21 protein-coding genes are annotated in these 24,309 nt (G+C 33.0%); 13 read left to right on the top strand and 8 right to left on the bottom strand.

All coding sequences use genetic code 11. The annotated features are described in order from the left end of the window. Positions 1-166 precede the first annotated feature (166 nt). Positions 167-1,000 (bottom strand): hypothetical protein, encoded by an 834-nt coding sequence (locus ACOQFO_RS10250; RefSeq protein WP_421689571.1) that lies wholly within the window; start codon positions 998-1,000, stop codon positions 167-169. Between the two features lie 540 nt (positions 1,001-1,540). Between ACOQFO_RS10250 and ACOQFO_RS10245 the strand changes: the two genes are divergently transcribed. The 3 genes from ACOQFO_RS10245 to ACOQFO_RS10235 are packed head-to-tail and all read left to right on the top strand — an operon-like array spanning position 1,541 to position 4,921. After that, positions 1,541-2,659, top strand: coding sequence for an ABC transporter (locus ACOQFO_RS10245; RefSeq protein ID WP_421689570.1), 1,119 nt, complete (start codon positions 1,541-1,543; stop codon positions 2,657-2,659). An 11-nt stretch (positions 2,660-2,670) separates the two neighbouring features. Beyond that, a complete protein-coding gene (locus tag ACOQFO_RS10240; protein ID WP_421689569.1) occupies positions 2,671-3,882 on the top strand; it encodes an ABC transporter permease in 1,212 nt (403 codons plus the stop codon). 22 nt (positions 3,883-3,904) lie between these two features. Continuing rightward, positions 3,905-4,921 (top strand): ABC transporter ATP-binding protein, encoded by a 1,017-nt coding sequence (locus ACOQFO_RS10235; RefSeq protein ID WP_421689568.1) that lies wholly within the window; start codon positions 3,905-3,907, stop codon positions 4,919-4,921. Between the two features lie 61 nt (positions 4,922-4,982). On the opposite strand, the gene ACOQFO_RS10230 is transcribed toward ACOQFO_RS10235, so the two are convergent. Then, positions 4,983-5,600, bottom strand: a complete 618-nt coding sequence (locus tag ACOQFO_RS10230; RefSeq protein ID WP_421689567.1) for a LysE/ArgO family amino acid transporter — start codon at positions 5,598-5,600, stop codon at positions 4,983-4,985. 168 nt (positions 5,601-5,768) lie between these two features. Between ACOQFO_RS10230 and ACOQFO_RS10225 the strand changes: the two genes are divergently transcribed. From ACOQFO_RS10225 to ACOQFO_RS10195, 7 genes are all read left to right on the top strand, one after another. Next, positions 5,769-6,302: a GNAT family N-acetyltransferase gene (locus ACOQFO_RS10225; protein WP_421689566.1), complete on the top strand. Its 534-nt coding sequence runs from the start codon at positions 5,769-5,771 to the stop codon at positions 6,300-6,302. 16 nt (positions 6,303-6,318) lie between these two features. After that, entirely contained in the window at positions 6,319-7,035 is a 717-nt protein-coding gene (locus ACOQFO_RS10220; RefSeq protein WP_421689565.1) for a nucleotidyltransferase domain-containing protein, read from the top strand. 185 nt (positions 7,036-7,220) lie between these two features. Further along, the gene (locus ACOQFO_RS10215; protein WP_421689609.1) at positions 7,221-7,469 is read left to right on the top strand and encodes an HAD hydrolase-like protein; all 249 of its coding nucleotides are present in this window, start codon (positions 7,221-7,223) and stop codon (positions 7,467-7,469) included. Positions 7,470-7,811: 342 nt separating this feature from the next. Continuing rightward, the gene (locus ACOQFO_RS10210) at positions 7,812-8,621 is read left to right on the top strand and encodes an LAGLIDADG family homing endonuclease (RefSeq protein WP_421689564.1); all 810 of its coding nucleotides are present in this window, start codon (positions 7,812-7,814) and stop codon (positions 8,619-8,621) included. Continuing rightward, positions 8,605-8,979, top strand: coding sequence for an rRNA methyltransferase (locus tag ACOQFO_RS10205; RefSeq protein ID WP_421689563.1), 375 nt, complete (start codon positions 8,605-8,607; stop codon positions 8,977-8,979). Before ACOQFO_RS10210 ends, ACOQFO_RS10205 begins: the two co-directional genes overlap by 17 nt. A 634-nt stretch (positions 8,980-9,613) precedes the next feature. Next, positions 9,614-9,937, top strand: a complete 324-nt coding sequence (locus ACOQFO_RS10200; RefSeq protein ID WP_421689562.1) for a DUF485 domain-containing protein — start codon at positions 9,614-9,616, stop codon at positions 9,935-9,937. Then, positions 9,934-11,487, top strand: coding sequence for a cation acetate symporter (locus tag ACOQFO_RS10195; RefSeq protein WP_421689561.1), 1,554 nt, complete (start codon positions 9,934-9,936; stop codon positions 11,485-11,487). The genes ACOQFO_RS10200 and ACOQFO_RS10195 overlap by 4 nt, the downstream gene beginning before the upstream one ends. Positions 11,488-11,762: 275 nt before the next feature. Here ACOQFO_RS10195 and ACOQFO_RS10190 read toward each other — a convergent pair whose 3' ends face one another. The 3 genes from ACOQFO_RS10190 to parE all read right to left on the bottom strand — a co-directional run bounded on the left by ACOQFO_RS10190 (position 11,763) and on the right by parE (position 17,201). Next, positions 11,763-12,671, bottom strand: coding sequence for a DMT family transporter (locus ACOQFO_RS10190; RefSeq protein WP_421689560.1), 909 nt, complete (start codon positions 12,669-12,671; stop codon positions 11,763-11,765). A gap of 124 nt (positions 12,672-12,795) precedes the next feature. After that, the gene (gene parC, locus ACOQFO_RS10185) at positions 12,796-15,228 is read right to left on the bottom strand and encodes a DNA topoisomerase IV subunit A (RefSeq protein ID WP_421689559.1); all 2,433 of its coding nucleotides are present in this window, start codon (positions 15,226-15,228) and stop codon (positions 12,796-12,798) included. Continuing rightward, on the bottom strand, positions 15,225-17,201 hold the full coding sequence (gene parE / locus ACOQFO_RS10180; RefSeq protein ID WP_421689558.1) for a DNA topoisomerase IV subunit B: 1,977 nt from the start codon (positions 17,199-17,201) through the stop codon (positions 15,225-15,227). The genes parC and parE overlap by 4 nt, the downstream gene beginning before the upstream one ends. A gap of 457 nt (positions 17,202-17,658) precedes the next feature. Between parE and plsY the strand changes: the two genes are divergently transcribed. Together plsY and ACOQFO_RS10170 are read left to right on the top strand one after the other, a co-directional pair. Continuing rightward, positions 17,659-18,261 carry a glycerol-3-phosphate 1-O-acyltransferase PlsY gene (plsY, locus tag ACOQFO_RS10175; RefSeq protein ID WP_421689557.1) on the top strand — a complete coding sequence of 201 codons (603 nt, stop codon included), beginning with the start codon at positions 17,659-17,661 and terminating at the stop codon, positions 18,259-18,261. Between the two features lie 25 nt (positions 18,262-18,286). Beyond that, the gene (locus ACOQFO_RS10170; RefSeq protein WP_421689556.1) at positions 18,287-18,583 is read left to right on the top strand and encodes a HesB/YadR/YfhF family protein; all 297 of its coding nucleotides are present in this window, start codon (positions 18,287-18,289) and stop codon (positions 18,581-18,583) included. Positions 18,584-18,639: 56 nt separating this feature from the next. On the opposite strand, the gene ACOQFO_RS10165 is transcribed toward ACOQFO_RS10170, so the two are convergent. After that, entirely contained in the window at positions 18,640-19,020 is a 381-nt protein-coding gene (locus ACOQFO_RS10165) for a hypothetical protein (protein ID WP_421689555.1), read from the bottom strand. A gap of 311 nt (positions 19,021-19,331) precedes the next feature. Here ACOQFO_RS10165 and ACOQFO_RS10160 point away from each other — a divergent pair, with 311 nt between their 5' ends. Next, entirely contained in the window at positions 19,332-20,252 is a 921-nt protein-coding gene (locus ACOQFO_RS10160; protein ID WP_421689554.1) for an SDR family NAD(P)-dependent oxidoreductase, read from the top strand. A gap of 62 nt (positions 20,253-20,314) precedes the next feature. On the opposite strand, the gene ACOQFO_RS10155 is transcribed toward ACOQFO_RS10160, so the two are convergent. Then, on the bottom strand, positions 20,315-21,895 hold the full coding sequence (locus ACOQFO_RS10155; RefSeq protein WP_421689553.1) for an amidohydrolase: 1,581 nt from the start codon (positions 21,893-21,895) through the stop codon (positions 20,315-20,317). A 191-nt stretch (positions 21,896-22,086) separates the two neighbouring features. Continuing rightward, positions 22,087-24,093, bottom strand: coding sequence for a methyl-accepting chemotaxis protein (locus ACOQFO_RS10150; protein WP_421689552.1), 2,007 nt, complete (start codon positions 24,091-24,093; stop codon positions 22,087-22,089). Between the last annotated feature and the right edge of the window lie 216 nt (positions 24,094-24,309).

Genomic DNA, 24,309 nt, shown 5'->3' with positions numbered 1-24,309 from the left:
TCCGTTCTCACATTTCCAGTCTTCTGATTTTATATGGAATGAAGGAAAATGAAAAGGATTTTTTATTAAAGTTGGTTAGATTAGATAGTAGTTAGTTGGTTAGTTATTTTTAATTATTTATTAATGATGTTAATAGTAGTTTTTAGATTAAATCATGTAAGATAAGTTATTCTTTATCTTTTCCATTCTTTTTAACTTCTTTATTTTTTTCTTTTAAAGCCTTGTTTTCAGCTTTGTGTTCTTCTTTCAAAGCTTTCATTTCTGCTTTATGTTCTTCTTGTAAAGCTTTCACTTCCGTGTTTTGTTCTGCTTTTAAAGATTTTTTATCAGTGTTTTGTTGCACTTCTGTTTCTTTAGAAGAAGTTTGGTTCTCCGCTTTTACAATTGTTTCTGAAACAACTTTTGGTTGTTCTTGTAGTACGGGTTGAATTGTTTCTCCAGGATTTTTAATTCCGATTAATTCTAGTTTAACTTGAATTTCAGCTTTTGTTTCTGTAGAAATTTTAGTTTCACCATATTTTGCTTCAAATTTAGCAATTGCTTTTAAAGCATTTTTTAAGATTGCTTGTTTTGCATTTTCACTACCTGCATTTTCATAGGCTTGTTTCAGTGCAGCTAAGTTGCCAGCAGTATAGCCTTCTGGAATTTCAGGGAATTCGTTATCTTTTGTTACTTCTTTTGCAGATTCCGTTTCCTCATCTTGATCTTCTGTTGTAACTTCAAATTCTTCGATAGTTGTGTCTTCATTTGTAGACTCTTCAGTTGTTTCTTCTACTAACGATTCAGGAGAAGTTGTTTCATCTTCGATAGTTGTTTCTTCTGATTCGTTATTAGAAGGTACTAATGTAACTACTGGTTCGATTTCAGTTGCAGTTGTTACATCAGCTGCAGTTTCATCCTCTGAATTAAAGATTGCTTCATTTGCCCATGCATAGCTTGAACCTGCCACTGTTAATCCAGCTACTAATAAAGCTGCTGTTGTTTTCTTAAATTTCTTCATTGTAAGTCACCTCATAGATAGATTTTTTGTCCTATTTTTTTCGGACACTATATTATTCGAAATGGAATATTTTTTGTGGGGGTAGTGATAAAAAAAATTATTTTTATCTTTATGAACAGAAAAAGTGATGAAAAGTGAGAAATATCAAAGTTAATTATTAATAGGAAGAAAAATAAGTAGTATGCAAATGTTATTCAGATGCAAATATATCAAAATAATAATGATTGAAAATTCTAATTTTTGTAACAATTCACTTTAAAATGGGGATTTTTAATATTATAATTGTTGAGATTCTTGTAATATAAATATCGTTAAACTTTAGAGTACCTACTTTAAATATTTGTCTTGAATAATATTAGTCAAAATATAAACATTAATTGTAAAAACATGAAACTATATCCAAAATTGTGCGACTAATTTTTGAGGTAATTTTGATTTGCGGAGGATTAAAAGAGCCATTATATAAATGGTCAATCTTCAATTATTAGAGTTATAGATTTTGAATAAAAAAATTGCAATTAGTGACGTTGGAGGATGCCTATGTGGAAGTTGTTAAAAACCAATCTCGTTATTGAAAAATCTAGTAAAAAGAATATTTTTGCCTTTATTTTTATCGCCTTATTTATTTTTGGATTGGCTCTATATATGGAGAATGAGGATGTTGGTAACTTAGCAGCTCAAAAAACTAGTGAGCAACAAAATGTACTTTCAGCTTTAAGTCAGTATCCAGATATGGATGCTAGTCCAAATGGTGATAGTAGTGAAATTTATAAAAATCTTAACGAACAGCAGCGTTTAATAGCACTACAAAGAATTGCAGCAAATTTAAACAAACCTGATTTATTTGCTGATTCGGCAATAGATTTATCAAATGCTAGGGAAAAGGCTTTTCAGGATGAAGATTATGGTGATGTAGCGGAATTTTTACCAACTTATAATGAAAACAAACTAGAAACTATTTTTTATGAGAAATTAATATCTTTAGATATTCCTATTTTTACAGATAATCTCACATACTATCAATTTCTTATTTTCTTATTTGGTATATTAGGGTCGGTCTGGTTTATTTTTGTAGCCTTTTATACTTGTGGAATCATGATTGATGATTTTAAACATACGTCATTAATTAAAGGTTATCCAATATCTTTTGACAAATACGTTGCTGCAAAAGGTATTTCCACTATGTCTATTATTCTAGTATTTATTTTAGAGATATTTCTCTGTAGTTTACCTCTCATTTATTTTAGAGGACTTGGAGATCCAAACTATCCTGTAGCGGTATTTGATGGCAACTATGAGATCTACTCTATTACAAAATATATTGGGATTTCAGTACTATACATGATTTTTATTGCAATATTTGTCATTCTTTTATCTATTATTTTAAATGTACTATTAAAAAATATGTATTTAACGTTATTCGTTGAAATGTTCTTATTTGCCTTACCATTGCTTTTTCCTAGATTGGTTAGTTTAATACCATTTAATCCATTTAACTATATTAATTTTACAGATCTATTAGATGGAAAGAGTCTTGAATTAGCTCATCCAGTTGGCTTAAATAGTACCCATGGGCTTATATACATTGGGATCAGTATTGTGATCTTAATTGTAATAGCGAATGTGTTTTTATCCACAGGTAAGTTAAAGAGAGTATAAGGGGTGAGAATATGAAGGCATATTTTAAATTTGAATTATCGCAATTTATAAAGAATAAAAAAAATATCGCAATCTATGTAATATTAATATTTTTAGCTTGTTTTTATGCTTTTAACATAGCACCATCATATAAACCGATTGAAAAAGTTGATGCAAAAGAAATAGAAGCTAGATTTACATCAAGAGAGGCCTTTGTTTTAAAATTTTTAAATGATCCGAACCGTTTTCAAGGAATGGCTAGTAGTGGTTTATTTATATATCCGAAGTGGATTGAACTTGATAAAAAACGATTAGAAGCTTTAAATGAAAACAAACTGAAACAATATGCTAGTGTGACTTCCAAATGGTACATTTACTCGAATGAAATGACTTATAAAGGTAATATGTTTTACTATAGCCCTGGCTATTATACCCATGGTAATTTGTATGCTATGGAGGACGGGTATTATGGATATTCATATTCAGCAAGTCGATATGCTGGATATGCGGAAGGAACACCAAAACTTTCAATAAATGTATTTGAAGAAAGAACAGCATTACAGACCTTACAGCGTTTATTCGAATCATACTTACCGATGATTTTGATGATTTGTTGTATATTTTTATCTGTAGATATTGTTTTAAAAGATCGATGGAATCCGTCTTTATTAACAGGGTTTCCAATTTCTGATTGGAAGAAGCTATTGGTTAAAGGTTTTGTAGCACTAATAGGAAGCGTCTGTGCCTTCATACCTATATCAATAGGATTATTATTCATAGGTATAAGTTATGGATTTGGAGATTTTCAGTTACCTGTAGCAGTTTATTCGTTTGTAGGGGAACCATCCTATTTTAAAAAAGGTGAATTTCTCAATACGACAATGGGAATGTATTTATTACAAAACTTTATATTACTAACTTTATTGTTTGCTTTAATTATTTCTTTAGTGTTATTGGCAAGTATGATCATTAGAAATGAGTTTGCTATCTTAGTAGTAGGGGCAATTTTTATTTTCAATGAAATTTTCTACTTTAAACGAGGAATTGGATTCTTTGAAGAAGTTGAAAATTATCCAACAAATTATGTACAAGTAGGACAAATCCTATCTGGTTATCGAAACTATATATACAATTCTAGCGCACTTACTTTTGATAAGGGAGTATATGTATTAGGAATAAGTACAGGTATCCTAATATTACTTATTTTCGTCATTAGTAAATTTAAACGATATAAATTAGTCTAGTCTGGAAAAGAGGAGGTTAGTTATGTTAGAACTAAGAAATATTAATGTCCAATTTAGTGGTAGAACAATCTTAAAAGATGTCAATGAAACATTTCATCCTGGTGAAATTATAGGACTAGTTGCACCGAATGGTACTGGGAAATCGACCCTTATGAATGTGATTATGAATTACGTGAAACCAAATAGTGGAAAAGTAGTCGTAAATGAAAAATTACAATATAAAACAAAAAAAGATGAAGTGAAAATTCATGAGATTATTTCAATGATGCCTGATCAAAGTGACTTATATAATCATCTAACTGGAATCGAACATTTAAATGTTTATTGTTCTATGTGGAATAGTGATTCTGATTTAATTGATAAAACAATTAAAGCTCTTGGTATGGAGTCTTATGTGAAAAAGAAAACGGGCACTTATTCATTAGGTATGAGACAGCGACTTTGCTTTGCAATGCAAATTGTATCAAATACTCCGATTATGTTAATGGATGAAGTGATGAATGGATTAGACCCAAATAATGTAAATATCATTTCTAACATTCTATTAAAAAAGAGAGAAGAAGGGAAGATTATTATTATTGCTTCCCACTTACTTGATAATTTAGAGCAGATTTCTGATCGTGTTTTTCTATTCAAAGAAGGAAGTTTAGTAAATGCTGCGACAGTTTCAAATGGTGTTGGGAAAAGTGATATTTCCACAGTGCGTGTAAAAGGGCTATCAAATATAGCGAATGAAATGTTATTGAATCAATTCCCTGGAATTAATGTGTTACCTTTACCAAATGATATTACTTTAATTGACGTTAGTAGTTTTTCAGTGGAAGAATTAACGCAAATGGTCGTATTTTTAACTGATAATAAATATACAGACTTTAGTTTTGGAAATGTTACTTTAGGTGATTTATACTCTATGTTTTATTTAAAAGATACTGCTGAGCTAACATCTTCAGCAAATGCAGCTCTACATGAGGAATATATCCGATTAAAACAGGAGCTTGAAATTGTGAAAAAGGCAATGACAATCGTTGCTAGAAAATAATCATGCACAAATAGAAATTGATTTAAGAACACAGGTTTATATTCCTGTGTTCTTTATATTTTTAAATTGAAAGTATTAACTGATACAACATGTATATTGCCATGATCCATATAATAATAGCCGAAAGTTGGTTCATCCGTTTTAATAGATTGCCATTCGTATCAAGTTGTCCGACCTTTCTACCAGCTATAGCTAGTGAAAAGAACCATATCCAAGATACCGCAATACAAGATAATGTGAAAATCCATTTTTCAATTCCTGAATATACTAAAGAGCTAGTTCCTATAACCCCGATTGTATCTAAGATCGCATGTGGATTTAATAGGGAAACGGATGTGGCAAATAAAATCTGTTTTTTTGCTGTAAAAGGTGTGGATTGTTGTTCGTTTTGTAATTGAGGTGTTTCTTTCCACATGAGGAACCCCATATAAAGTAAAAAGAGAAAACCTACTAAATACATAAAAGTATGAAGCCAACCAAAACTTAAGAGGATAATAGAAACTCCTGCGACGGCGATTGAAATTAGAATCGTATCACAAATCCCAGCTGTAATAACTGCAGGGATGGCGTTTGAAAACTTTTTATGTGTTGCACCTTGATTGAAAATAAAAACATTTTGTACACCCAAAGGTAAAATTAATCCAAAGGCAAGTACAATTCCATGTATTAATGCTTCCATGATTACACTCTCCTATTCTCTAATAGGATAAAGTAAATTAACTAATTTGTCTTGAGATAATTTGATTCCTTCAGTTGTTACTTGTTAAATTCTAAATTGTTTTACAATTTATAGGTGATAAAGATTATAATGAATTCAATAGTAGTAATTTTAAGGGGGTAATTAAAGATGATTGAACTTCAATATTTTGAACAGAAGGATTTTAAGCAACTGATAGAGTGGATTGATTCGCCTAAATTGTTACTTCAATGGAGTGGTCCAACATTCGAGTATCCAATGACTGAATCTCAATTAGAAAAGTATATTGAACATACTAATCACGCTCAGGCTGAAACTTTCGTTTATAAAGTGGTAGATCAAGAGAGTGGTTCGGTGATTGGTCACATCTCATTAGGAAGGATTGATACACGAAACAAATCAGCAAGAATCGGAAAAGTATTAGTAGGGGATCCAAATGCAAGGGGAAAAGGAATAGGCGAACAAATGATTCGGGAAGTCCTAAAAATTGCGTTTGATGAACTTCATTTACATAGAGTTACCTTAGGTGTATATGACTTTAATCAATCAGCCATTGTATGTTATGAAAAAGTTGGATTTAAAAAAGAAGGTTTATTAAGAGATTCAAGCAAATTTGGTGATGTATATTGGAGCCAATGGGAAATGAGCATTTTAGAGGATGAATGGAAAGAAAATCATATTTAACTTTTGAGGTGATTAGGTGGAGAAATTTAATAAAATATCACCGATCGTAGCAGCACATCAATTTATCAGTGACTTTTTTCCAAATTGCGATGGCGCATTATTAGCGGGTAGTGTTGTGCGCGGAGAAGCAACAGAAACATCTGATCTTGATATTGTTGTTTTTGATATTGACATCACGTCATCATATAGGGAGTCATTGATCTATTGCGGTTGGCCGATTGAGGTGTTTGTACATAATTTATCTTCCTATAGACATTTTTTTGAATTGGATATCGAGAGAGCCAGACCATCATTACCGCGGATGGTTTCAGAAGGTTTAGTCTTGAGAGACGAAGGGATAGTAGATTCGATTAAAAAGGAAGCTACCAATCTATTAGAGCTGGGACCAAAAGAATGGTCAGAAGAAACGATTAATGTTAAACGGTATTTTATAACAGATGCATTAGATGATTTTAAATGCTGTTCAAATAGATCAGAGGGGATATTCATAGCGAATACACTCGCTGAATTACTAAGCGAATTTGTTTTAAGAACAAACCGTAGATGGATTGGAGCTTCAAAGTGGGTTTATCGTGCTTTAAGAGAATACAATGAAGATTTCGCCAATCAATTTGTCGAATCGTTTGAATTGTTTTATAGAACGGATGACAAAACGCAAATTCTTCAATTAGCTGATCATATATTAGAACCTTATGGCGGGAAGTTATTTGATGGATTTTCGTTAGGGAAGTGATAAGTGTTTTATTACACGGATTAATAGTGTGCTGTGTATAAATTTAAAAGTCTCAATTAAATGTAAAACCATTGTTAGAAGATAATTTTCGTAACAATGGTTTTTATTTTGGGGACATATTTTATTAGAGATGAAAGCTTAAAACAATATTTATGAGATGCAATAAGTTAGAGGATTGAGAAGATATCGAAAACTATATTTTTGATTTTGATGGAACTTTGGCTGATTCTAAACAATGTAGTATTTTAGCAACACAGGATGCATTTTTGAAAATGAATTTAGAAAAACCTGATCAGAAGATTATAGAATATTACATGGGAATTCCTATAAAACAATCGTTTAAGGAAATATCAAATCATGAACTCGATGATAAGAGTTTTGCGCGGAAATTACAAGTATTTAGAGAATCATACAAGGAATTCGAAAATGAATAGGGTGATCATGTTTATAGAAGTTGCGCGGCATTAATCAGTTGGGATTAATGCTTTTTTAACTTCTTGAGTATTAATACATAAAACCTATACTCGCTGAATTCAAAATAAACTTTAAGCGTTGAAATAATAATGGTTAATATCGAATAATTTGTAAATGCGGTTGACAAATTGATAATATTAATGTAATAAAATGCATAAATTTGCGAACACTTGTCGAATGTTATGGTTGGAGATTTTAATATAAGGAAAAATATTTGATTAACAGAACAAATGTTCTTATAATGTGATTAACCTATAATTATATCCATATCTGTAATGATTATTGAAATGGAGTGGTTGTATATGGTTAGAAGAAATAAGGACTATAGTGACGAAGAAATAATTGAAATGTATTTAAGTGGCATATCTGTTAAAGAGATAGCTGATAAGGTTGGGATCACACCATCAGGAGTTAGCTATATAAGGAAAAAACATGGCATAGACGCAATTCGTTCCTCAGGTCAACCAAGAAAACATAAAGTGAATGAAGACTTTTTCAAAGTTTGGTCCTATGAAATGGCTTGGGTATTAGGTTTGTTTGTAACAGATGGTACTATTAATAAATCTGTACATTCAATTACGTTTGCTCAAAAAGACGAAAGAATATTAAAATTAATAGCAAAGTATATGGAGGCTGATTATGTAATTTCTTCAACGTATAAAACAAAATCGACACCTTCATTATTGATCAATTCTCGTGAAATTAAGAAAGACTTAGAGGCCATGGGTATAACAAAAAATAAATCATTAACTTTAGAATTTCCATCAGTTCCAGAAGAGTATTTACCTTCATTTATTAGAGGGGTGATAGATGGAGATGGCTGGATTCAAGATCGTGGCTATGTTATGAATATCACAACTGCTAGTGCTGATTTTGCAGCTGGGCTACAAAAAGTGTTTGAAAACTGGGGTCTAAGGAATGAAATATCAACTCAAACAACACTTTCAAATAAAGAGATTTACCGAGTATGGGTAAAAGGTAAAAACGACTTAATTAAATTAGCTAACATTATATATCAAAATTGCGGTGAAAATTTTATCGAAACTAAAAGAACAAGGCTTAGCAAATGGATTAAAGATCAGGAGATGAAATATGATGTGGAAATTGCATAATGGAAAGTTAATTCACACAAAAGACGATACAAGAGTTAGATATAAAACAAGAATCAGTAAAGCTATGATAGATGAATTAAACATAATGGCAAACGAACACAATACACATATTGGATATTTACTTGAATCTGGATTTGAATATATTTTAAAAGAAAAAGATATATTTTATGATAAAAAGAAACGTCCAAAAGATCGAGTGGAATTCAGAACAACTTGCGATAAAGAAATTATTGAAAAACTACGCAATTTCGCAAAGGATAATAAACTAAATTTAAATGATGTAATTGAAGCAAGTATTTCATATATACAAATTGATAAAGTAAAAAAAGCGGATCATCGGTATAGAATTGAAAGGTGATCCTTCAATTTTAAATTTACAAATTGGGACACGGACGTAACATAAATTATCAATAGTTATATCTCAACAATAAAGAATGCTTATAATATTGAGACAGAATCCGAAATTTTGGATCAGAATACCATTTCAGCTTCTGTGTAAAATTTATCTATACGATCCTGATTCCAAATTCCTTTCGTCAGCAAATTTCGATTGTATTTGATATTTTATTCAGTATTTATATTCACGAGTTGTTTTAACTCTATATCTAATAATCTTTAAGTCTAAAATTTTGAATTAATTCTATAACAAGATACTATTCAATTAGAATCAATTACAATTCCAATAAAATAAATTCTATAATAAATATTACTTTTTATGTAAATTAATATTATTGTCAATACTTAAAACTGCTCCATTTTTCTACCTCATACACCCGACTATCACAGCGTTTGTTCATACAAATGATTATATTTTATCGTTTATTCGCTATAATTCTCTTAAAAACATATTTTTGAAAATATTTTTTAAATTTATTTTTTTGAAAACTATTGCAATTTTGTGAACAAATTAATAGAATGTAAATTGTAAAGTCTAAATCTAGAATTTTACAAACATAAAGCAGCAAAAATAATCAAAAAATGGGGGTATGTTCATGGCAGCTAATCAAAAAGCGATTGATTATGACAAAATTGCCGAATTGGAATCGTTTAAAAAGTTAACGAAGAAGAAAAATAAATTCTTATGGACGTTAACGGCAATATTCCTAACAGTATATATGCTACTACCGATTCTAACTTCTTACACAAACATCCTACACCAAAAGGCAATTGGTGATGTAACTTGGGTGTGGATCTACTCAGCTGGATTGTTCATTATGACTTGGGGTTTTGCACATTTCTATGTATCGAGAGCTAGTAAGTTCGATAAAGAAGCAAAAGAAGTTATTGATGAATATGGTGGAGGTGCTAGCAAATGAATAATGTAAGTCCTATCGTTATCACCATGTTCTTAGCAATTGTAGGTTTAACATTAGTTATTACATGGTGGGCTTCAAAAAGAACTAGTACTGCTAGTGACTTCTACACTGCTGGTGGAGGTTTAAAAGGTTGGCAAAACGGTTTAGCCATCTCTGGTGACTATTTATCTGCTGCTTCATTCTTAGGTATTGCAGGTGCTGTAGCGTTAACAGGTTTCGATGGATTCTACTTCTCTCTTGGTTACTTAGTAGCTTACTTAGTGGTTTTATACATTGTTGCTGAACCATTACGTAACCTTGGAAAATTCACTTTGGCAGATATGATTACTGCTCGTTTTAATACAGCAAAAGTTCGTGGTACAGCTGCTTTAAGTTCAATCGTTATTGTATTATTCTATATGATTGCACAGTTAGTTGGTGCAGGTGCACTTATTCAATTATTATTAGGTATCGATTATTGGATTGCAGTTTTACTAGTAGGCGTAATGATGACGATCTACGTACTATTCGGTGGTATGACTGCTACATCTTGGGTACAAATTATTAAAGCTTGTTTACTTATGTTAGGTACAGTAATTATTTCATTCTTAGTATTATCTAAATTTAACTTCAACATTTTAACAATGTTCGAACATATGAAAACTGCTACTCCAGCTGGAGAAGCTTACTTAAATCCAGGATTAAAATATACAAATGGAATTGACACTATTTCAATGTTAATCGCGTTAGTATTAGGTACTGCTGGTCTTCCACATATCTTAATGCGTTTCTTCACAGTTAAAGACGCGAAAACAGCTCGTTCTTCTGTAATCTGGGCTACTTGGATCGTAGGATTATTCTATGTATTAACAATTTTCTTAGGATTTGGTGCTGCTGCTTTCGTAGGAGCAGATGTAATTGTTGAAGCAAATGCTGCTGGTAACATGGCTGCCCCACTTCTTGCACAAGCTTTAGGTGGAGACGTATTATTCTCATTCGTTTGTGCGGTTGCATTCGCAACAATTTTAGCAGTAGTTGCAGGTTTAGTACTTTCAGGTGCTTCTGCATTATCTCATGATATTTATGGACAAATTATTAAAAAAGGTAAAATTACTGAAAAAGAAGCAGTTAAAGCTGCTCGTATCGGTTCACTAATTATCTCTGTAGTTTCAATCGTTTTAGCTTTAGGAGCTCAAACATTAAACGTTGCGTTCTTAGTATCATTAGCATTCTGTATCGCTGCTTCTTCAAACCTACCAGTAATTATCTACACAATTTATTGGAAGCGTTTCAATACAGCTGGTGCAGTAACAGCTATGTTAACAGGTTTAATCTCTGCATTAATCCTTGTTGCTGTTTCTCCAAACGTTTGGAATCCAGTTGCTGGTAAAGCAATCTTTGTTGGTGATCCACTTGTATTCTTAACAAACCCAGCAATCGTTTCAGTTCCACTTGGTTTCTTAGGTGGATTCATTGGAACATTACTTTCTAAAGAAGTGGATGCTAAGAAATACCGTGAAGTTGAAGTTAAAGCTCAAACAGGTATTTCAGTACATGATGTTTCTCACTAATTAATAATAAAAAATCCTTGAGTTCAATACTCAAGGATTTTTTCAATATTCCCCTTCCCTTTTTTCCAGTTATCGATTATATTCATATACAATACATTATGGAGGTGCTTATTCATGAGTAAATCTAGCGCAAAAAAGAAGCGAGATAAATTACTCCAAGCTCAAGGCAAGGATGTTACTAAATCTAGAAACAGTGTTTGTTTTTCAACACATGTGAGAAAGACTAAAACCAAAAGAGAATCAATGAATCAAACATTTAGGAAGTATCGATCACGCTATGATGATTTCGATACTTCTTTCTTTTTCGTTAAAATGACAATCGTAGCTAAAATACATAGAGTACCAAGCCAATCGATCCATCCAAAGGAAACACCAAGGAATAGTACAGCTGTTAGAGCTGCTGATAAAGGTTCCGCACAGGCTAGTAAACTCGTTTCAGAAGCTGATAAATATTTTAAACTATGTAAATAACTATAAAATGCTATAACAGTACCACATACGACTACGAATAAAAACGCGAAATTTGTCGAGAAATACCATTCGCCCTCGAACAACCAAGGTGGATGAATAAAACTAAATACAATACCACCAACAATCATTCCCCATCCAACGACTATTAAAGAACCCCATCTTTTCAACAGTTGAATCGGTTGTATCGTGTAAAAAGCTAATCCAAAAGCTGATACAATACCCCAAAAAAGCCCTTCTTTGGAGATGGCTAAACTATTAATATTTCCATGTGTCACAAGTAAGAAAGTTCCAAGTAGCGCAAACATTACTGCTGTTAATTCTTTAACAGTTGGCCAACGCTTTGCTAACAGAATGAAATAGCTTGTTACAAGAGCCGGCCCTAAATATTGAAGTACAGTTGCTGTTGCAGCATTTGAAAAAGTAATTGTTGCAAGGTATGTATATTGAGCACCAATCATTCCTAAAGCACCAAAAACAAGGATTCTGAATATATCTGCTTTCTGACGCCATATATCAAAAATACGGCTGCCTTCTTTTTTATAAGCTAGTAAAATTAATAACAAACCTGCAGTTAATAATCGAACAGTAGTTAACCATTCTGTATTAAAATGTAATGTCTGAAATAAGTATTGTGATACCGTACCAGATATTCCCCAGAATATTGCAGCCATTAAAACTAAAAGTATCCCTTTGCTGCGATCATTTAATATCATTCAATATTTCCCCCAGTTATTTACCGAATGATTCTATGTTAGTACGATTGGTAATATATATCAACATAATTTGACAAAATTCAACGGGACTTAAGTAAATCACATAAGTCCCGCATACGAATTATTATTGAATTTCTTTTGGTAAAACTTTAACTAACAGAATTTCTCCGTCGTTTGCAACATCGATCTTTAACGATCCATTTGAATAGCGATCTGATTTTGAGAAGCTAGAAACATTTAATGTTTCCACAACTTGATTTTTAGTCGTAATGCTTATTACATCATCAGATTCCACAGCGATAACATCAAATATTCGGTGTGGATTTGCTTTTAGTTCTTTTAGAATGACAACTCCCCGTTTTGCACGCGAACTTACTTCAATTTCAGAAAGACTCATACGTTTAACAGCTCCGCGTTGTGTAATAACAAGTAAATCTTGTTCTTTATTCGGATCAATCGCATTTACTGAAACTAAATGGTCATTATCCTTTAGATTCATCCCTTTAACTCCACCTGTTTTTAAGCCTGTAACAGGAAGCTCTTCTATATCAAAACGAATTGAGTAACTTAGATAACTAGTTAATAACAATTCTTTTTCAGATGTAATGAGTGATACATGAATCATTTCATCATCGAATTTAATATTCATCGTTTTAATGGTCTTCGAGTACCTAGATACAGCGTATTCAGATAGTAAGGAGCGTTTTATCTGACCTTGTTTTGTTGCAGTTAAAATAAACGCATTTTCCTGTTTAATGTCTTCAATACCAATTACTTTAATGATTTCTTCTGAATCTTCCAATGGAACGATACTTGAAATATGTTGACCTAATTCTTTCCAACGTATATCAGGAAGCTCGTGCACTGGTTGGTAGATGTAATTCCCTTTGTTTGTAAATAATAAAAGATGATGCTGGGTATTCATCGTAGATTCGAATAATAAATAATCCGATTCTTTCATTGCAAAATCTTGACCATTTGAAGCTGCATGTGAACGTGTACTTGTACGTTTTATATAACCATCTTTCGTAACGGTTACAACGACATCTTCACTAGGAACTAATACATCGAGCGTGATTTTAATTTCCTCAATTTCAGCTTCAATATTCGATCTTCTAGGCTCTGAAAATTTCTTCTTAATTTCAAGTAGTTCTGTTTTGATTACTTTATTTAGTTTTTTCTCGTTATTAATAATTTCAGTAAGCTCCGCAATTGTTTTTTTCAATTGTTCTTCTTCAGCACGTAGTTCCGTTATATCTGTATTCGTTAAACGATATAATTGTAAGCTTACAATTGCTTCAGCTTGAACTTCTGTAAAAGCAAATTGTGAGATTAAATTGTCTTTTGCATCTCTTTTATCTTTAGAAGCACGGATCGTTTTAATAACTTCATCTAAAATCGATAGAGCCTTCATTAAACCGTCGACAATATGTAATCGATCTTTCGCTCTTTGTAAATCAAACTCAGATCGCTTCGTGACAACTTCTTTTTGGTGAGAGATATAAGCATCTAACATTAAAGGTAAAGTCATCATTGTAGGACGGCGATTATGGATCGCAATCATATTAAAGTTGTAATTGATTTGTAGTTCACTATTTTTATATAAGTAATTAAGAATACCTTGCCCATCCACATCTTTCTTCAGTTCAACAACGATTCGTAACCCTGTTCTGTCGGACTCATCACGAATATCTGCAATGCCCTCTAGCTTTTTATCTACACGCATTTCGTCAATTTTCTTTACTAGATGTGCTTTATTTACATCATAGGGAAGTTCAGTAATGACGATTTGTTCTTTTCCACCTTTAATAGGCTCGATAATTGCTTTAGATCGAACAATGATTTTACCTTTTCCTGTTTCGTATGCTTTTCTAATACCATCTAATCCTTGGATGATTCCGCCTGTTGGGAAGTCAGGGCCTTTAATAACGGTCATTAAGTCGTCAATCGTACAGTTAGGATTCTCTAAGCGCATTAATGCCGCATCAATAGCTTCAGCTAAATTATGAGGCGGTATATCTGTTGCATAACCAGCTGATATACCAGTTGCTCCATTCACTAATAGATTTGGGAAACGCGCAGGTAAAACAGTCGGTTCCATGTCTTGATCATCAAAGTTCGGTACAAATTCAACCGTTCTTTTCGTAATATCACGTAACATTTCAGCTGCAATTGCAGATAGTCTAGCTTCTGTATAACGCATTGCTGCTGGCGGGTCACCATCAACTGAACCATTGTTACCGTGCATTTCTATTAACATATGGCGAGCTTTCCAATCTTGACTTAGACGAACCATCGCATCATATACAGAGGAATCTCCATGTGGATGGAAATTACCAATAACATGTCCAACTGTTTTAGCTGATTTTCTAAATGGTTTATCATTTGTATTTCCAGCTTCAAACATTGCATAAAGAATACGACGTTGAACTGGTTTTAGACCGTCTCTCGCATCGGGAATGGCACGATCTTGAATAATATATTTACTGTAACGACCAAAGCGATCGCCCATCACTTCTTCTAAAGGTAATTCTTGAAATCGTTCGGCAGTGGTCATACTTCATTTCCCTCCTCATGATGGATGAAGTCACTTACCAATGTAGTTGTTTCTTCTTCCATACCAAAATCAACATTTGCCTCGATCCATTTTCGACGTGGCTCTACTTTATCACCCATTAATGTTGTTACTCGACGTTCTGCTCTTGCTCCGTCTTCAATCGTAACGCGAATAAGTGTTCTTGTTTCAGGGTTCATTGTAGTATCCCATAATTGGTCAGCATTCATCTCACCGAGACCTTTATAGCGTTGAAGTATATAACCTTTTCCAACTTTTTTGATGGCTGATTGTAATTCTTTTTCTGTCCATGCATACTCTACAACTTCTTTTTTACCGAAACCTTTAGAGATTTTGTAGAGTGGTGGCATAGCTATATATACTTTGCCCGCGTCAATTAATGGTCGCATATATTTGTAGAAGAATGTTAGTAATAAAACTTGAATATGTGCACCATCTGTATCGGCATCGGTCATAATGATGATTTTATCATAAGCTGCATCTTCAATTGCAAAGTCTGGTCCAACACCTGCGCCAATTGTATGGATTATTGTTGCAATTTCTTCGTTTTTCATAATATCAGAAAGCTTTGCTTTTTCTGTATTAATAACTTTACCGCGCAATGGTAAAATTGCTTGGAACGTACGATCACGCCCTTGCTTAGCAGAACCACCAGCGGAGTCACCTTCCACCAGATATAACTCATTTTTAGCTGCATTACGTGATTGTGCAGGTGTTAGTTTACCTGATAACAACGTACTCGCTTTCTTTTTCTTACCATTTCGAGCATCTTCTCGTGCTTTTCTAGCTGCTTCCCTCGCTTGTTGTGCACGAATCGCTTTACGAACAAGAGAAGAAGACAGTTCTGCATTTTCTTCTAATACGTAAAGAAGTTGTTCAGAAACTACAGATTCAACTGCAGAACGTGCTTCAGTAGTTCCTAACTTACTTTTTGTTTGACCTTCAAATTGCAGTAAGCTTTCTGGTATACGTACAGAAACAACAGCTGATAAACCTTCGCGAATATCTGAACCTTCTAAGTTTTTATCTTTTTCTTTAAGTAGACCTGTTCTACGTGCGTATTCATTAAAGACACGAGTTAAAGCTGATTTTGCCCCTGTTTCATGGGTACCACCATCTCGGGTACGAACATTGTTAACGAAAGATAAAATCGTTTCCGTATAACCATCATTAAATTGAAAGGCGAATTCAACTTCAATTTCTTCTTTTGCCCCTTCAACATATTTCACTGGGTGTAATACATCTTTTTCTTCATTTAAATATTGAACAAAGGCTTCAATTCCGTTTTCATAATGGAAAACTTCATGTTGACCTTCACCACGTTCGTCAATAATTTCAATTTTTAACCCTTTTAACAAGAAAGCAGATTCACGTAATCTTTCTGCAAGCACTTCGTAATTATATTTTGTTGCAGAAAAGATTGTATGATCTGGAAGAAAGTGAACAAGTGTTCCTGTCTCTTTTGTTGTACCAATTACTTCAAGCGTTGTAACAGGTTTTCCTCCATTTTCAAAACGTTGACGGAAAATTTGTCCGTCACGATAAATGGTTACTTCTAAAAATTCCGATAAAGCGTTTACAACAGAAGAACCAACACCGTGTAAACCACCACTTGTTTTATAGCCACCTTGTCCAAATTTACCTCCTGCATGAAGGATGGTAAAGATAATTTCAGGAGTTGGTTTTCCAAGTTTATGCATACCTGTTGGCATACCGCGACCATAGTCACGAACACTAATTGAATTGTTTTCATGAATTTTAACGATGATATGTGATCCAAATCCAGCAAGAGCTTCATCCACCGCATTATCTACTATTTCATAAACTAGGTGATGAAGGCCTCGGCTATCTGTAGATCCAATATACATCCCTGGTCTTTTACGAACAGCTTCTAAACCTTCTAGTACTTGTATTGCATCGTCATCATATGCGATTCCTGGCTGATTAACTGCCAAATCAAATCCCCTCCAAAAACAAACATCCGTTCTATATAATCGTATTGACTTTTAAATTCACTGTCAATAATTAGTATGTAAGAGCAATTATAATTGTAGCAAATATTAATTATAATGCACAAACAGAACTTTATTCTAAGCTTTAATTGTAACGGATAATACAAAATAGTAAACATGAATATTGGATATAAAGAAATTCTGTTAAATAATCAATATTTCCTTCACGAGAATTGCAATAAATAATAATAAGATTTTACTTAATGATTCTATACTACATTCAAAGATAATTTTAACTTTTACCTCCTAGTTCATTCATTAATTGTTAAGAGATAAGTGTCTATAATATTAAGTTAATAAATCTATGTAAATGCACTTCCTTAGGTGAAAAAAAAAGTGTAAAATAGTTATTGCTACATACTAGTACCAACTAATAAATAAATCATGAGAGGAAATAACTATGGTTACTGCAATTATTATAATTTGTGCTTATTTACTAGGGTCAATCCCATCCGGTTTATGGATAGGAAAGATTTTTTATAAAAAAGATATAAGAGAACATGGTAGTGGAAATTTAGGTGGTACAAATTCATTTCGTGTTTTAGGTAAAAAAGCAGGTATTATTGTTACTTTAATTGATATTTTAAAAGGAACAGCTGCTGTACAATTGCCACTAATCCCATATTTTTCAGATTCAACGATTCATCCATTAATCCTAGGAGGAATTGCTGTTATCGGACATATGTTCCCGATTTTTGCAGGATTCCGAGGTGGAAAAGCTGTTGCCACTTCTGGTGGTGTATTATTAGGATATACATGGCCATTCTTTATTGTGTTAATTGTCGGTTTCTTAATTTCGTTAAAAGTAACAAAAATGGTGAGCTTATCTTCAATGGTAGCTGCAGTAATAGGACTTATATATAGTTCTGTTTACTGGATTGTAACAGGAGATTATGCATTATTTATAGTAGTATTGATATTAGCAACGTTTATTTTCTATCGTCACCGCGCTAATATTAAACGTATAAGAGAAGGTACTGAACCGAAAGTTAAATGGATTTAGTTCTCTCTTGAAAGGAATGGACTAGATGAATATAGTTGTTACAGACGAAGCATTTAATTGGTTTAAAAAAGAAATGGAAGTCGAGCCTGGAGATTTTATACGTTTTTACGCAAGATATGGTGGGTCATCACCATTTCATGAAGGATTCTCACTTGGAATGAATCGTGAAACGCCACATGATATCGGAGTAGAATCAATCGTTAATGGTGTCCATTTTTATATTGAAAAAGACGATGAATGGTTTTTCAATCAACATGACTTACACGTCGTAGTGAATAAAAAAATTGATGAAATTGCCTATGAATATAAAATAGCTGAATAGAAAATCATCATTAAAGGGTTGTCTAAATACTAGGCAACCCCTTTTCATTGTTTTATTTAGAATCGTTTTGGATTTACAATTTCTTTATCATAACCTAGTGCAATTACCATTTCATTATAAGCGGTTAATACTTCTTCATATAAATCTTGTACACGATCTTCATCGACTTCACCATCTAAATCAAATCGAGCAGCATTAAACTCTTTAGAGAACAATCCGATTTTTTCTTTAAATGTTTGAACTTCTGAACTTTGTTTTACATCTTCATTTGAATAGGTATATACGTTGAATGAATGCGCATTGGCTGTAAATCGTGTAATTAATGCACCACGATCCTTCCCCTTTTTACCTGCAACCCATTTTAAGTCCTTCATCGTTGTTAAAATATTTCGCGCTTGGCTAACAAGCATTTCATGAAAACTATTGGTACTTAACATAAAAACACCCTTTCAATAAAGCTACTAATATAAAGAGATTTTTTATCCATCTGTATTTTATCACGAATTTAAAATGATTACATAAAGCGAAACTTTCTTCATGAATTTAGGAGACAGCATTTCAAAATCTGTAACTTTAATAACGTGATTGTTTCTTAAAATCGCGGTTTTACAACAATTTACTTAGCAATTTTACAAAAAAATTGGTTTTTCTATAATTCTTCGCTTTTCGACGCATATAGTTTAAGTGAGAAAGATGTTTGTTAATTGTAGCGATTAAGTTTAACTACAGATGAAAAGGAGTGCATAGATTGGCTTGGACTAAAGATGACATCCAACAACAATCCGGTAAGAATGTAATTATTACAGGTGTTTATAAAGGGGTTGGTTTTGATACAGCGATAGCATTTGCTGAAAAAGAGGCAACGGTTATTTTAGCAGTTTCAGATTTACATAAAGGATCATCCGTGAAAGAAAGGATTTTAACAAAGATTCCAAATGCAAAAGTTGAAGTCATGTACTTAGATTTAAATGAACTCCCTTCCATTCATGAATTTGCTAAAACATTTAAGAACCGATTCACAAATCTTTCTGTATTAATATTAAATGAAACTATTCAATCACCAATTTTACGCACGACAAAAGATGGTTTTGAATCGCAATTTGGTGTAAATTATCTTGGTCATTTTGCATTAACTGGCCTTTTACTCGATTTGCTTAAAAAGACACCGAACTCTAGAGTGATCACATTGGGCAATAAATTTTCAAATAAAACGAAGTTATCATTTGGCCATTTCCAAGGTTCAAAGCAATATAAAGGTGATAAATTTTACACACAAAGTAAGCTTGCAAATATGCTATTTGCAAAACATCTTGATGAAAAGTTCAAGAAGCATAATATCCAAACATTAAGTATTTGTTGCCAGGAGTTTACGGAAAATAATAACGAAGAATCAAAAAAGAAAAGTATCAATGTACGAAGAGTACCAAAAATTTTAGCTAGGAAAAAGCCAGAAGATGACCACAATGTTGGGAAAAATGTCGGTTCGTTACCTATCTTGTTTGCAGCAACAAATAGCACCTTATCTGGAGGAGAAATGATTGGTCTTTCTAGGAATAAAAAGCATTCACCGACAGAGCTACAAACGTTAAATCAACTATATGATGAAAATGTTGCTCACAATCTATGGGAAATTTCAGAGAAGTTATGTGGAGTGAGCTATACATTTTAATAATTGAATGAAATGTTAAGAGAGCCCTAGGAAGTATGGTGACTTCTCAGGGCTCTTATTATTTACTCGTTACTATAGACAACATTACCTGCAACTACTGTTTTGACGACCTTAGCGTTTAACATATCTTCTGATGTACCGTCAAATAAATCCCGATCAACAATAGTGAAATCAGCGTCATATCCTGGTTTAATGAGACCTCTTTCATCCTCTTTACAAATAGCTTTTGCACTTCCAAAAGTATATAGTTGCACAGCTTCAAATCGAGTTAATTTTTCGCTTGGTAAATAACCTTCATGATCTTCACCTGGTTTTTTACGTTCGACAGCAGCATAGATCGTTTTAATAGGGTCTACATCTTCAATTGGGGTATCAGTTCCATTTGCACAGATTAAACCGTTGTCCATTAGTTTACGCCATGCATATGCCCATTCTAATCTTTTTTCTCCTAGACGTTCCATTACCCATGGAAAATCAGAGGTAACGAAAGCGGGTTGTATATCTAGTATTACTGGAAGCTTCTTTAAACGATTTACTAAATCTTCTCTTAGTACACATGCATGAATGAGACGGTCTCTTTGTCCTTCTGGTACTGGATACTTTTCTATTGCTTGGATCATTTGTTCTGCTGCAGCATCTCCAATTGTATGTATTGCAACAGCCGACTGATATTTCCGCGCAAGTTGAACAAAATCTTCTAGTTGCTGATCTGTATAACTAAACATCCCTTTATTATTTTGGTTATCTGAATACGGTTCTGACAATGCAGCAGTCGAACCGCCTAATGCCCCATCAGCAAACATTTTCATTGCACCAGGTTCGATAAATGGCTCGTCGAAAACAACACCATCATTCATCATTTCCTCGAACACCTTCACATGACGTAATAAATTTGCGCGGAAGTGACGTTTCTTTCCGATAACACGACGATATGCAGTTAAAGGATTTGTATAATGGCCGAAATAACTCATATCCTCAGAGTGCCCTCCGGTTAAGCCTTTTGAGTGCATATCTTGAATGGCTAGGTCCATAGCATTTTCCAAATAATCAATATAGGCTTCTCCCTCTTTTGGAATAGATGTATCTAACAATTCCTTTGCCTTTTCAAAAAGTCTTCCATTTAGTTTACCAATTTGGTCTTTACCAATTTTACCGCCAAATGGATCTTCAGTTTGTTCTGTAATACCCGCATGCTCTAAAGCACTACTGTTCACTAGTGATTGGTGTAGACAAACTCTATTTAAAACAATCGGTTCTTTCCTGATTGCATCTAATTCTTGAATGGTTGGTATTCTACGATCTGGGAAGTTGTTTTCATTCCAACCTTCGCCGAAAAGCCATTGGTCACAAGGTGTTCGCTTGGCTGCCTCTTTCACCATTTCAAGCATTTCCTCACAAGAGGTTGCTTTTGATAAATCTAAACGTATAAGCTTTTCTCCATGCCAAATGATATGAAGATGGCTATCTACAAAACCAGGGTACATTGTAGCACCATGTAAATTCACTTTTTCATCAGCTTGGCTTTCAAGCTCTTGTATATCTCCAACAGCAATTATCTTATCGTCTTGAACTAGGACGGATTCTACTGTTTCATTTTCTTTTTCCATAGTGTAAATTTTTCCACCATACCATAATTGCTTCATGTCAACCATTTCCCCCTTTTTTTCTATTATATAGAAAGATCATCCAAGTTCACTAACTTTTGTTGTAATAAAAAAACTATAACAAACCAATTATTACTTGGTTTGTTATAGTCGAAAAGGTGTATATGAATTTATTTCCTACACTGAATTCTATTTCAAATAATTTAATAGGAATTTAGGCTGCCATTTAACTATAGTTTGAAAGCTTGCGCGGCTTGTTTTAGTTCGTCTGCCATTAATGCTAATGTATTTGCAGATGCTGCGATTTCTTCCATTGTTCCTATTTGTTCTGCAGAAGCATAAGCAATTTCTTGAGTATTACGTTTTGCTTCATTTGTGATATTGGTGATGTAGGACATATCATCAACCATTTTAATGGAATGATCATTGATTTTCTTGCTTTCTTCTAATATATTATGAGTTTGAATGGATACATTGCTAATGGCATTAGCAATTTTTTCAAATTCAATGCCTGCCTTTTCAACGAATGCTTTTCCATCATTTACTGCAAAGCTTCCTTCATTGATAGCATTGATTGAAGCATCTATTTCAGATTGGATTTCATTAATCAATTCTCTAATTTGGCCAGAAGCTTGGCTAGATTGTTCTGCAAGCTTTCTTACTTCTTCAGCTACGACAGCAAATCCCTTACCATACTCTCCTGCACGTGCTGCTTCAATAGCAGCATTTAAAGCTAATAAGTTTGTTTGATCTGCAATGTTTGTAATGACTGAAATGATATCACCGATTTCAGTTGATTTCTTCCCTAACGCATGAATTGTATTCGATGCTTTAGATGTTTTTTCGTCTACGAATTTCATCTGGTTAATAGAGTTATCAATTACTAGTGAACCGTTTTTTGCAGCAATTACAGCTTCTTCAGCTATCGAATTTGTTTCTTGAATGTTAGAAGATATTCTTGCAATCCCTTGTGAAATTTCAGTTACTACTTGTTTAGTATCTTCTGTAATATTTGCCTGTGATTCTGTGTTAGAAGCAATCGATTGAATTGAAGCTGAAACTTGCTCTGTTGACTGAGCGGTTTCTTCTGAACTTGCTGTTAATTGTTCTGATGAACTAGCAACTTGTTCTGAAGCTGTTCTTATTTCAGTAACAAGATGTTTTATGTTTTCAACCATTATATTAAAATTATTCGATAACTCTCCTAATTCGTCTCGTGACTTGATTGCTAACGGTTCAATCGACAAATCACCACTTGCAACCACATTCATACGGTCTGTTACTGTAAGAATAGGTTTTGTTATAGAACGAACGACGACAAATGAAATAATAACAATTAAAATTGCTGTAATTGCTATGATCAAATAAGTTGTAAATTGAATCGAATTCGTTTCCGAAAGAATAACACTTTCAGGAACTTGGACACTTAATCCAAACCCGACAGATGCTATAGGTGTGGAAGCTATTAAATAATTATCTTGTTTTTCTTTAACATGATAGATCCCACTTTGTTGATTACTATTATTTAAAATCGTTGCAAATTGTTCATTCATTTCTGATTCATTTACGTTGACCCCAATCAGCTCATCATTTGCTGAAACTTGAATGGTACCTTGCCCATCTATTAATGTTAACTGAAGATCACTTTTACTCTCATCCGTTAATAAAGAATCAACTAAAATCTCAAAGTTCGCAGATCCTGCGAGAACTCCGATGATCTTACCATTTTCATCTTCAATTGGAGTAGCAGCAACAACGATTCGGTTTCCGGTTGCTTTCGAAACAAGTACATCTGAATAATTAGAAACACCATCTAATGCAATTGGAACATAATTTCGGTCGCTATAGTCTGATCCAATACTTTCAGGTTTGGAGTGCGCAATAACTGTTCCTTTTGTATTAATTGCAAACATCGTTTCAAAAACATCTGAACGTTCTTCTAACATTTGTAAATATGGAACAATTTTTTCTACATCCAATGATTTTACAATGTCACTTTTAGAAGCAACTTCCATCTCAGACAACTGTGCATTAAACCATTGATCGACTGATTTTGCTTTCGAGTCTATATAACTTTGCATGGAAAGTTCTTCTTTTTCAACGATAATGTCACTATTAATCTTTTGAATGACAAAAGCGACTATTAGGATGGGTATAATCGAAACTATTAGAAACCAACTAGTTAATCGCGTTCGAATACTATTTTTTCTTTTTCTATCTTTAGATTTTTTTACCATTATGTAATCCCCCTGTGTTCGCGCAGATTTTGTCGAAAATTTGCAGAATATGTTAATAATATAGCATAGGGAACTTACTTGTGATAGAAGGTCTATAGAAATATTTTAATAAATTAAAAAATAGGATTTTTCGAAAAAGTCGTCAAAAAATCCTATTTTTTAAATTTTATTTTGTAGAATTTCAAGAATTCCTAGAAATTTTATTAATCATGTCAT

Origin of the sequence: Ureibacillus sp. MALMAid1270 (genome assembly GCF_049202975.1) — a bacterium.
GTDB lineage: Bacteria > Bacillota > Bacilli > Bacillales_A > Planococcaceae > Ureibacillus.
Note: the sequence above shows the minus strand (reverse complement) of the source record. Positions and strands in the feature narration are given on the sequence as shown.